General features: G+C 55.4%; 12 protein-coding genes. 8 read left to right on the top strand and 4 right to left on the bottom strand.

Annotation, left to right across the window (positions count from 1 at the left end; translation table 11 throughout):
• Positions 1 to 66: 66 nt before the first annotated feature.
• Genes GSUB_RS16300 through GSUB_RS18300 form a run of 3 tightly spaced genes read left to right on the top strand, consistent with a single transcriptional unit; the run spans position 67 to position 1,957 of the window.
• Positions 67 to 297, top strand: coding sequence for a hypothetical protein (locus tag GSUB_RS16300; RefSeq protein WP_040201786.1), 231 nt, complete (start codon positions 67 to 69; stop codon positions 295 to 297).
• Complete coding sequence (locus GSUB_RS16295) at positions 294 to 527, top strand: hypothetical protein (RefSeq protein ID WP_040201784.1); 234 nt, start codon at positions 294 to 296, stop codon at positions 525 to 527. Before GSUB_RS16300 ends, GSUB_RS16295 begins: the two co-directional genes overlap by 4 nt.
• Positions 524 to 1,957 (top strand): DUF3987 domain-containing protein, encoded by a 1,434-nt coding sequence (locus tag GSUB_RS18300; protein ID WP_052465023.1) that lies wholly within the window; start codon positions 524 to 526, stop codon positions 1,955 to 1,957. The genes GSUB_RS16295 and GSUB_RS18300 overlap by 4 nt, the downstream gene beginning before the upstream one ends.
• Positions 1,958 to 2,013: 56 nt before the next feature.
• On the opposite strand, the gene GSUB_RS16285 is transcribed toward GSUB_RS18300, so the two are convergent.
• The 3 genes from GSUB_RS16285 to istA are packed head-to-tail and all read right to left on the bottom strand — an operon-like array spanning position 2,014 to position 4,497.
• The gene (locus GSUB_RS16285) at positions 2,014 to 2,259 is read right to left on the bottom strand and encodes a hypothetical protein (RefSeq protein ID WP_040199854.1); all 246 of its coding nucleotides are present in this window, start codon (positions 2,257 to 2,259) and stop codon (positions 2,014 to 2,016) included.
• Between the two features lie 11 nt (positions 2,260 to 2,270).
• A complete protein-coding gene (gene istB, locus GSUB_RS16280) occupies positions 2,271 to 3,056 on the bottom strand; it encodes an IS21-like element helper ATPase IstB (protein WP_040199855.1) in 786 nt (261 codons plus the stop codon).
• A complete protein-coding gene (gene istA, locus GSUB_RS16275; protein ID WP_084211813.1) occupies positions 3,046 to 4,497 on the bottom strand; it encodes an IS21 family transposase in 1,452 nt (483 codons plus the stop codon). Before istA ends, istB begins: the two co-directional genes overlap by 11 nt.
• A 126-nt stretch (positions 4,498 to 4,623) precedes the next feature.
• Here istA and GSUB_RS16270 point away from each other — a divergent pair, with 126 nt between their 5' ends.
• From GSUB_RS16270 to GSUB_RS16250, 5 genes are all read left to right on the top strand, one after another.
• Entirely contained in the window at positions 4,624 to 5,613 is a 990-nt protein-coding gene (locus tag GSUB_RS16270) for a DUF3987 domain-containing protein (RefSeq protein ID WP_052465022.1), read from the top strand.
• Between the two features lie 336 nt (positions 5,614 to 5,949).
• Positions 5,950 to 6,387: a DUF5681 domain-containing protein gene (locus tag GSUB_RS16265; RefSeq protein ID WP_052465021.1), complete on the top strand. Its 438-nt coding sequence runs from the start codon at positions 5,950 to 5,952 to the stop codon at positions 6,385 to 6,387.
• A complete protein-coding gene (locus GSUB_RS16260) occupies positions 6,384 to 6,659 on the top strand; it encodes a hypothetical protein (protein ID WP_040201783.1) in 276 nt (91 codons plus the stop codon). Before GSUB_RS16265 ends, GSUB_RS16260 begins: the two co-directional genes overlap by 4 nt.
• A gap of 548 nt (positions 6,660 to 7,207) precedes the next feature.
• Positions 7,208 to 7,387, top strand: coding sequence for a hypothetical protein (locus GSUB_RS16255; protein WP_040201782.1), 180 nt, complete (start codon positions 7,208 to 7,210; stop codon positions 7,385 to 7,387).
• A gap of 242 nt (positions 7,388 to 7,629) precedes the next feature.
• On the top strand, positions 7,630 to 8,145 hold the full coding sequence (locus GSUB_RS16250; protein ID WP_040201781.1) for a hypothetical protein: 516 nt from the start codon (positions 7,630 to 7,632) through the stop codon (positions 8,143 to 8,145).
• Positions 8,146 to 8,155: 10 nt separating this feature from the next.
• On the opposite strand, the gene GSUB_RS18295 is transcribed toward GSUB_RS16250, so the two are convergent.
• Complete coding sequence (locus GSUB_RS18295) at positions 8,156 to 8,830, bottom strand: XRE family transcriptional regulator (RefSeq protein ID WP_052465020.1); 675 nt, start codon at positions 8,828 to 8,830, stop codon at positions 8,156 to 8,158.
• Between the last annotated feature and the right edge of the window lie 715 nt (positions 8,831 to 9,545).

Here is a 9,545-nt window from a genome sequence, read left to right as displayed (position 1 = left end):
TACCGATTAGCACCTGAATCGTCCGTGTTTCTCCAAACAGCCCCCCCACTGAAAGGAGAAATCAAAATGACAGCGGACATCTTCACAAAAATGGTTGAAAAGTGGCCGTCAACGGTTGTTGCCACGTCGGAAATTGCCAGATTCACCGGCGGCACGCTAAACGGCAAAACCCTGGCGAATATGCGAAGCAAGGGCGAGCCTGTGCCGGAGTCCTACCGGATCGCCAACAAACGCGTTTATTCCGCCGAGAGTTTGGCCAGCTGGTTGCGGGCGCGCACCGAAGGTCGGGCGGTATGATGAGCCACCGCAACGCAGAAACCCCGGCTGGCGGGCACCAGACCGGGGCGTTGAAAAAAGGAACCGGCGAGGCACCTTTTACCGTCAAGACTACCACAACCCCCCCCAAAATCAAAGGTTTCATTGTTGATTGCGTTCTGACATTGGCGGCTGTTCCTGCGGTTCTGCTGCTGTTACCGCTGTTTTTCATTCTGGCGGTCGGATCGCTGGTCAGGAGGGCGACGCCATGATTGAGTCATTCAAGGACGCCATGCGGCAGGCAGGAATCGACCCCCCCGGCGACGTTGTAGCCGATGGCAATCTTCACCGGTTTCATGTCACCGGCGACAGAACCCGATCAGAAAATGGCTGGTACGTTCTCCACAGTGACCCGGCGGCAGGCGCGTTCGGATGCTGGAAACGGGACATCAACGAAACATGGAGCGGCCGCGAGTACCAAACCCTTACCCCTGAGGAAAAAGCCCGGCACAGGGCAAATTTGGAAGCCCAAAAACGGCAGCGCGAGGCAGAGCAGGAGCAGAGACGAGCCGAATGCAGGAAGAAGGCGAATGCTATCTGGAGCAAGGCAACACCGGCACCAGCGGATCACCCTTATTTGATAAAAAAGAACGTCAAGCCTTATGGCTTGAAAGTTTATAAGGAGGCGCTTGTCGTCCCCGTCCGCAGCGCCAATCAGGAGCTGGTCGGTCTGCAATTTATTAGTCCTCATGGCAGCAAAACTTTTCTAACAGGTACTGACAAAAAAGGCGGTTATCACTCCATTGGCGGCAGGCCCGAATCAGTCCTGTATCTGGCGGAAGGTTACGCTACAGCAGCAACAATCCACGAAGCCACCGGGCAGGCCGTTGCGGTCTGTTTCGACTGCGGAAACCTGAAACCCGTCGCTCTGGCCATGCGGTCGGAGTTGCCGGAGGCCCAGATCATCATCTGCGCGGACAATGATCGCCACACCGATAACAACCCCGGACTGACCAAAGGCACCGAAGCGGCACAGGCGGTCGGCGGTCTGCTGGCAGTGCCTGATTTTCCATCTGGCGCGGAAGGGACCGACTTTAACGACCTAACGGCAGCGGTCGGACTGGATGAGGTCAAGCGGCAGATTCTGGCAGCGCGGACGCCGGAAACTTTAGCAGAATTAGCAGGTTTAGCAGAACCCTTGCCGTTGCGGCGCCCACTGCCACCAGCAGAGCAGTTTCCCCTTGAGGCGTTACCACACGTCCTGCGCGACATGGCCGACTTGATCATCGACGTTGTTCAGGCCCCCGCAGCAATGGTTGCGCAAAGTCTGTTGATCGGCTCCACCTTGGCGGCGCAGTCTCTGGCCGACGTTACCATCGACGGGCGTCAGTTTCCCTTGTCCCTGTTTGCTGTTTCCATCGGAGAGAGCGGCGAACGCAAGAGCGCAACCGACAACATTGTTCTGGCACCACACCGAAAGCATGAACGGGCGCTGATGGATCAGGCAAAACAAGAGCAGCTCGAATTTATCGCGGCGCATGCAGCATGGACAAAAGCCAAAGATCAGATTTTGAAATCCAAAGAAGGAGACACCCGTCGGGAACTGATGGCACTGGACCCGGAACCTTTGCCACCCATTAAGGGACTGATCAACGTCAACTATTTTTCCGGGTCAGCGACAATTAAAATTCCCGTTTCTTGAGAGCTGTTGACGACGGTGGCTGTTGGGACTTTTTGCCGCCGCCGCTTGCGGCTCTGCTAGATGTTTTGCTGCTGAAGCTCTCTGGCCTTTTTCTGGCTGTACCCGATGTCCGCTCTGGATACGTCATACAGGTAGACCGGGTGGTCGAAGCCCGACTTGATGAGCAACCCACCGTTACAGTCGGTGATCGCAGTGACGCAACCACTGCCGCAACGCAGAAACCGTGTCGTGTTCTCAGGTGTGAACTCCACCTCAAGCGTCTCCAGGCGGCCTTTCTGGGGGTTGTAGGCTAAGCATTTCATGGGGTTTGCTCCTAAAGGGTCTCTTGGTGTGGCTCAGTCAGGGCCTGCGCCTTTTGTGATTGCTCCAAACGGTAGCTGGGCATATTGAGCTCCAGAATCACGCTGTGGTGAACGAGTCGGTCAATGGCCGCCGCTGTGGTCATGGGATCCTTGAAGATCTGCTCCCATTTTGAGAAGGGCAGATTGCTGGTGAGCATGATGCTGCTACGCTCATAGCGATCCGCCAGCAGGGTGAAGAGGACCTCCATCTCCTCGCGGCTTTGCTGCACGTACCCGATGTCGTCGATGATCAGCGCCTCGTATTTTGCGTAGCGCTTGAGCACGCGGGCCAGCGTCAGATCCCTCTTGGCGATCAGAAGCTCCTGCACCAGCAGGTTACAGGGCATAAAGCGTATCTGCCGGCCCTGATAAATGAGCTCCTGGGCCACCGCGCACAGCAGATGGGTCTTGCCGCTGCCGGGATTGCCGAAGGCCAGGACGTTTTCCTTATGATCGAGAAACGTCGCCTTGAGCAGCTGGGTCAGCTGTGTATCGACCTTACGAGGCAATCGCTTGCGGTCAAACGCCTTGAGGTTTTTCTCCAGCGGCAGTTTCGAGTCCTTGAGCAGGCGCGCGGTCCTGGCGTTACGGCGCTCTTCGCGCTCGCGCTCGGCCAGCTCCAGCAGGTAGCTCTCGTACTCCCAGTTGTCCCGGCGCGCTGCGATTGCGCTCTCCTGATAGCAGCGCCGGATGGTGGGCAGGTGCAGTTCGGTCAGGTGGCGGTGCAGGCGGGCTGCTTTCTCCTTCTCAGATTGCATGGGCCAGCTCCTGCTGCCCGGACAATAGGCGATCGTAGCTGAGAAGGTCGACTGCGGCGACTCCGATCTCGGTCACAGGCGAGGCAATCTGCTGTGCGTGCACCAACTCCTCCACGGCCTGTGCCGTGACGGGTTGATGCCCGCACAGCTCGTCCAGGGCCGCAGCAACCGCCACTTCGCTCTCTTTGGCCGCCAGCGCCAGTATCTTGAGGTACTCGCGAGCGGCCACTTGCTGGGTGTGGCGCTCTTTGAGCTCGTCATAGGCGAGCCGGAAACAGCTGCCGGGAAACATCTCCTCGCGGTAGCGGTAATTCTCGAAGGCTCCAGGCTTTCGCTGCAGCTGATCGATGACGTGGCGGTAGTTGATAAGATGCCGGCACCTGCCGCGCAGGCGAGGCATCGAGTCCACGCGCTTCTGAGCGTAGAAAAGATCGAGATGGTCGGCAAAAAGCTCAACTTGTAGGCTCTCGCCGATCAGGCGGCTTTCGACGGAATAGGTGTTGTTGCTGACCCGGATGGTGCTTGCGCGACTGACCGTGACCTCAAGGCGCGTACAGCTCTCCAGCCGCCTTTGTGGCAGGTGGCGCAGTATGCGTTGCTCCTCCAGAAAACGCTCGCGGCGACCGCGGTTGAGCTTGGTGAAGAGCTCGCGCAAAAAGCGCCGGTACTCCTCGATGCTCTCGAAGTCGAAGCTGCCGCGCAGAAGGAGGGCCTGGCGAACCGCCCTCTTCAAACGGTAGTTGCTCTGCTCCACGTCGCCGTTCTCGTTGGGGCTGGCGGCCTGCGTCTTGCGACCACTCAGGTTGTAATGCCTGAGCAGAGCCTGATAGCGTTGGGTGAATTCTTCCTGGTGCAGGGCGTTGTGCACGGCCGCCGTCAGCCGGTCCGTCTGATGAGCCTGTGGCACGCCGCCGAGTTCCCACAACGCCGCCTGCAGCCCCTCGCTGAGGCTTTCGAAGCTCTCCGAGTAGCAGATGCTGCCGGTTTCCCAGTTGGAGTAGGTGAGCACGAAGTGATAGATGAGGTGGTCGAAGGGCTGTTTGGCGATGGTGATGCCGAGCTTGCCCATGTGCGTGTAATCGGACTGGGCCAGCTCGCCGGGGCGGTGCAGCTGAGGGAAGAACGTTTCCTTGGAGGGACCTTCCAGGGCCCGCCACCGCTTCACGCGACGCTGCAGGGTGCGCAGCTGGCCGTCTGAGAAGACGCCGGGAAAGCGGCGCTGGAGATCCTCGAAGAGGGTCTTGGCCTCCAGCCCCGGATTATCGGCAAGCTTCTCACGAATGTCCTCCCAATGGGCCTCAAAGGGGTCCGTTCTGGTTCGCCAGGTGTGCTCAACCTTGAGCTCGCTGGGTAGGTTGCCCGCCTTCACGTACTTGCGGGCGGTCTTTTCATCCATGCCGGCCTTGGCAGCGGCAACGCAGCCTGTGGTTTGCGTTTTCATCAGCTTGAATAACCTCCTTACTTGTTGATCGGTGACCATCCGCCATCCTTTCTTTAAAGATGGGCGGAAGCTTACAATCCCCTAAAAATTTCGGGAATTATAATTGTCGCCGGACGGGAGATTTAATTGTCGCTGATCAAGGGACAGATCATCACGGAAGAACCGACTTATGAGGGCATTGTCGTGCTACTACAGCACGGGCAACCGTCCCTTGGAATTTTCAGCAGCGAAGGTGGCCGCTTTGTCGGCGGTCACGCTATGAACCAAGATAATCAGCTCAAAACAGCGGCGGGACTATCCAAACTCTGGGACGGCAGCCCTATTGATCGAACACGGAGTAAAGACGGCAATATTTTATTGTATGGACGACGTTGTTCGGTCCATCTGATGTTGCAACCGGGAATATCTGGTCGGTTGCTGGCAAACCAGACCCTGGCGGATCAGGGACTATTGTCGCGTTGTTTGACCTGCTACCCCCAAAGCACCATCGGCACCCGTCTTTATAAGTCTGTTGACCTGAACAGCACCATCGAGGCAAGGCGTTATTTTTCAACCATGATGGCGTTGCTTGAATACCCGCAACCCATAGCAGACGGCGAGCGCAACGAGCTGAACCCGCGACAAATTACACTGACAAGCGACGCCAAAGGGGAATGGATCAGGTTTCATGATCATGTTGAATTGCTTTGCAGGGAGGGCGAAGCACTTGCACCGATTAAGGGGTTCGCCTGCAAGGCAGCGGAGCAGGCGGCGCGGATCGCGGGCACTCTGGCAATTATCGACGACCCGGCACAAACCACCATCACCAAGTTGGAGATTCAGGCCGGGATTTCAATCGCTCAATTCTACCTTGGCGAATCGTTGCGCTTATTCCATAGCAGTGCCGACGACCCGGAGCTGGTACTTGCCGAAACCTGTTTGACATGGGCGACGGAGCAGGGCGGACGCTTTAGCTTGCCCTGTTTATATCAGCGCGGCCCAAATCGCGTCAGAGACCGAAAAACAGCCCAGCGGATTGTTGAAATTCTGGAGCAACACAGACGGATCAGGGCGGTTGATGGCGGCGCAGAAATAGGCGGGAAAAAGCGGCGGGAAGTATGGGAGGTAACAGCGTGAGTCTGTTCCCGAAATTCCAATTCAGCACGGCGGGGGCCGCTAAAGTCGCTAAAGTTGCTAAACCCGAACCGGATGAAAACGAAACTTTAGCAACTTTAGCGACTTTAGCAGGGGATCGGGCCACCGAAAAAACCACCCCGGCACCGTCAGGATTTTATTCTAAACCGGCGGCGGCGACTGTTGTCACCTGCGGGCCATGCCGACACTTTGAGCGCGACACCATCAACCCGGAGCAAGGCAGGGGCGCTTGTAGCATTGGCGAGATCCCGACCTACCCATGGCCCCACGCAAAAAGGCAATGTACGGCATACGCAAGTATAGAAGGGAGTCTGTTCCATGAAGAAATCACCACACCCTGAAAGCACGGCCAAATCACGCACCAAGGATGGTCGGTGGAAAAAAGGCGCAAGCGGCAACCCGTCAGGGCGACCCGTCGAGAACCCGGCAAGGCGTCTGCTGATGGCGAATGCCGAACAGTTGACACAGACTGCAATCAACCTTGCACTGGCAGGCGACACAACGGCGCTGAATGCCTGTCTGGCGCGAATTGCACCACCGCTGAAGGGTCAGGCCGCACCAATTCAACTGGAGATGCCAGCAAGCGGCAATCTGCTGGATCAGGCGCAACGGATATTGCAGGCGGCTACTGATGGCACTATTGCACCGGACATTGCCGGCCAGCTGATGCAGGCGCTATCCACTATGGCGAAAGTCCGCGAGATTGACGAACTCGAACAGCGACTGGCCGAACTCGAAAGGAGTCTGGAGAAATGACTCGAACATTGAGGCGGCGACTTGACGAACTCGAGGCCCGGCATTCTCCCACGGAACCGAGGGCATTATGGATATGCCTTGTTTCAAAAGAGCATGGCAACGCCTCTGATGGCTGGCGCGTCCCTGCAATCGGCTGGCGCTATGGCGACGTTGACATCCTGCGGATGGATGGCGAATCCGACGAAGCACTCCAGCAAAGGGCACTGGATCACGCCAAGACACAGGGCGAACAGGCGTTTATGATGTTTCGGCAGATCAGCAAGTGCGACTGATAACAAGCGTTATCAGCCCATGATCAACAACGTGAAAAATCCGGTTCCGTGGCCATGGCCGGGAGTTATGCCCCTGTCGCCCTTTGTGGTGGCAGAGGTTTTTTATTACTCAAACGGCGGCGGTTTGATGCCATTATTTACTCAGAAAGCATGTATCATACCATCTCGGTTTTTCTCAACAGTCATGCAGTGTTTGCTCAATCAATAATCCTTTCCAGAAACTACAAGTGTGTAGCTGTCATTTACTCACAACCGGCGCTCAGATTTGCCCTGTGAGCGACGAACGGCAGGCAGGACGGCGGATTGATTTACATGGTGTGGTCATTGCTTGCGTGTGAAGCGCGTATATGAACCGCCGGGAGTGAATGACCCTGGCGGCACCCACTACCCGCAACGCCGACGAAAGTCTCCCATTCTGGCGATTGCTTGCGACTTGATCGACCCGAATCGGCAGATAATGTTTTTTTACTCCAGAGAATGGGCGGCAGTTGCGGATCAGTTACTGCTGATTTGCGGAGCAATTGTTACGCAGTAACGGAGCAGATACCATGCGACTAAAAACACGACTTGAACGAATCGAGCAGCAGGCAGGCAATGAACTTGCACCTGAGGGCATGGTCGAGCTTATCCGACGGCTCAAAACGGAAAAGGGGCTGGAGTCGGAGACACCGTTCAGGATCACAAAAAGTGAAGCACTTGGCCTGCTGGTCGAACTGTTGCCGGGTTGAAAAAAGACGGGAAAAACAGTGTTACCCACTGGTTGCTATGGCACTAAGCCGGGAACGATTTGGAAACGATGGGATTGAACGGGAAGCCTTTATTTATCGGGCTTTGAGAAAAAGTTTAACCGCCAACGAAATTTTTGCAATTTGGCACTGGATTTCGACATATTTATCCAGTGCAGCGTTTTCTGTTGCGTGATTTGGCACTGAAAAGCTGTGCAAATCGAGGCAAGGAAAGGATGTCAGCAATGGTTCGTTTATTCTTTGCAAATCTCAAATCGTATTTTTTTAAGAGCATCAGCCGCTGCAAAGTGGTTTCGGTAGCCAAAAAACAATTCGCTTGGGTCTTCGTGCAAACGGTGGTGTTCTATCTGGCTTTTGTATTCCTGGCAGTAAGTGCTGATGCGTTTTCGGATTTTTCTGCTTGCCAGGCTACGATACCTGGATATCTCGCGGGTGGTAATTTCAACGGCTTTGTAGTTGGTACAACCATCTGCGCGTCGTCTGCTAGTCAAAGACAGAAGCTCACTGTCTATAGTAGCGACGAGGTCGGACCCGGCTTGCCTGGAAAGCTTGAACCTATCCGTCAGAACTCGTCCGTAGAAGCCGAAAAGGAACCCTATGACCATCGTGATCAAGGGATGAGCAAAGATTCCGAAGACAATACCTTGCATGACTCTCTCCTTGGGATTGTTCTGCTGCTTGTGGGTGCGGCCTCTGGCTGGCTATCCGCTGGATTTGTCAATCACCTGCGTGAAAAGTAACTCTTTGCTCTTACATCCTCCGCCCCGCCCAAACAACACGCCCAACGATATTCAGCATGTTCAGGTCTTTGACGTCCACGAACAGGTCTGAATAGTCGGGATTGTCGCTTTTAACGATAATTCCGCCGTCTATTTTTCGTTGAAGTCGTTTTGCGACGAGGGTTGAATCCATTCTTAGTGTGTAGATCGCGCCGTCCTGGACGTGTGTCTGACTTAGGTCGACCAGGAGGAGATTGCCTTCCTGGATGGTCGGGCTCATTGAATCGCCTATGGCGGTCACCAGAGCGAGGCGATCAACTTGCAAGCCCATCTCGCTGATCCAATTTCTTTTAAACGCCAGATAATCGACAACCTGCTCGCTTTCGATCACGGCCCCGCCGCCGGAGCTGACGCAGACGTTGTAGCGCGGCACCAGGGCGAAATCGCCGCTGAGGCACTCCTGCGCACTGAAACAGGCGCTGTCGTTATCTGCCTGGCGCAGCATGGGGCCTTCTCCGGCAAGAAGCCAGGCTGGGCTGATTTCAGGGCAGGTCTTTAAAATATTCTGTAAGTCTTCAAAATTGGGAAATCTCTCTCCACGCTCCCATCGACCTACAGTCATCTTTGAAACACCTACCTTTTTTGCAAATCCCTCCTGGAGCTCTTCGCCTCGAATAGCTTTTATTCGGCTCCCTATGCTTTCCATACCTATCTCCGATGTCCGTTTGGGAGTTCCGACTTCTCTGCTTGTAAAGTCGGAACTATGGCAAAATCCTGCAAGCGGTTCCGACTAGACCGCAAGGTATTGTAATTAAATGAAAATCTGTCATTGGTTCCGACTTCTGGCTTTTTGTTAAGTCGGAACCAAACGAAAACTCCCAGAATGAAAAAATCCGAACGGTTTATAAAAAAAGGCCATACGGTAAATTTGACCTTGACAGGTTTCCGTTTGGGGACTTATAGTCGTTTTCAGGTCAACCAAACGGTTACTAAAAAAACCGACACGAAGTCGGCAAAGGAGACTGTCTATGAACCCCCAAACGGAGAATCGCCCGCAAACGGCCACAGAGGCTGTGGCGCATCATGCCGAATCAGATCGTAAGCCTCGGCTGCCCCGGACTGAAGAGCCTCCGGCGGCGCGTCCTGGTCAAACACCACATACTCCAGAATCTCGAAAAACCTGGACGATTCAAGATTACAGAGCAGCACTCCTAGCAAGATACGAAGCCGAAAAGAACGATCCAGAGGCTCAAGCTCTGCGCGCAGCTCGCGAGGCGCGGCGGCAGCGAGAGAGGCTATGTGAGGCCTGTGCTCGCGAAGCCAAACTCCCCAGCGGGCACTGCCCATTGACCGCAGGTCTTGCCACAGCGTGGAAATATCTTGTTCGGAAAACTCTCTCCGAAGCTCGCTACCGCGTCCGA

Origin of the sequence: Geoalkalibacter subterraneus (assembly GCF_000827125.1) — a bacterium.
In the GTDB taxonomy this organism is placed as follows: Bacteria; Desulfobacterota; Desulfuromonadia; order Desulfuromonadales; family Geoalkalibacteraceae; genus Geoalkalibacter_A; species Geoalkalibacter_A subterraneus.
The sequence above is the reverse complement of the archived record's forward strand: the minus strand, read 5'-3'. Positions and strand labels throughout refer to the sequence as shown.

What these genes read in the sequence shown, in the direction of transcription:
- GSUB_RS16300 (WP_040201786.1), top strand. Translation starts at nt 67, where the DNA reads ATGACAGCGGACATCTTCACAAAAATGGTTGAAAAGTGGCCGTCAACG.
- GSUB_RS16295 (WP_040201784.1), top strand. Translation starts at nt 294, where the DNA reads ATGATGAGCCACCGCAACGCAGAAACCCCGGCTGGCGGGCACCAGACC.
- GSUB_RS18300 (WP_052465023.1), top strand. Translation starts at nt 524, where the DNA reads ATGATTGAGTCATTCAAGGACGCCATGCGGCAGGCAGGAATCGACCCC.
- GSUB_RS16285 (WP_040199854.1), bottom strand. Translation starts at nt 2,259, where the DNA reads ATGAAATGCTTAGCCTACAACCCCCAGAAAGGCCGCCTGGAGACGCTT.
- istB (WP_040199855.1), bottom strand. Translation starts at nt 3,056, where the DNA reads ATGCAATCTGAGAAGGAGAAAGCAGCCCGCCTGCACCGCCACCTGACC.
- istA (WP_084211813.1), bottom strand. Translation starts at nt 4,497, where the DNA reads ATGAAAACGCAAACCACAGGCTGCGTTGCCGCTGCCAAGGCCGGCATG.
- GSUB_RS16265 (WP_052465021.1), top strand. Translation starts at nt 5,950, where the DNA reads ATGAAGAAATCACCACACCCTGAAAGCACGGCCAAATCACGCACCAAG.
- GSUB_RS16260 (WP_040201783.1), top strand. Translation starts at nt 6,384, where the DNA reads ATGACTCGAACATTGAGGCGGCGACTTGACGAACTCGAGGCCCGGCAT.
- GSUB_RS16255 (WP_040201782.1), top strand. Translation starts at nt 7,208, where the DNA reads ATGCGACTAAAAACACGACTTGAACGAATCGAGCAGCAGGCAGGCAAT.
- GSUB_RS16250 (WP_040201781.1), top strand. Translation starts at nt 7,630, where the DNA reads ATGGTTCGTTTATTCTTTGCAAATCTCAAATCGTATTTTTTTAAGAGC.
- GSUB_RS18295 (WP_052465020.1), bottom strand. Translation starts at nt 8,830, where the DNA reads ATGGAAAGCATAGGGAGCCGAATAAAAGCTATTCGAGGCGAAGAGCTC.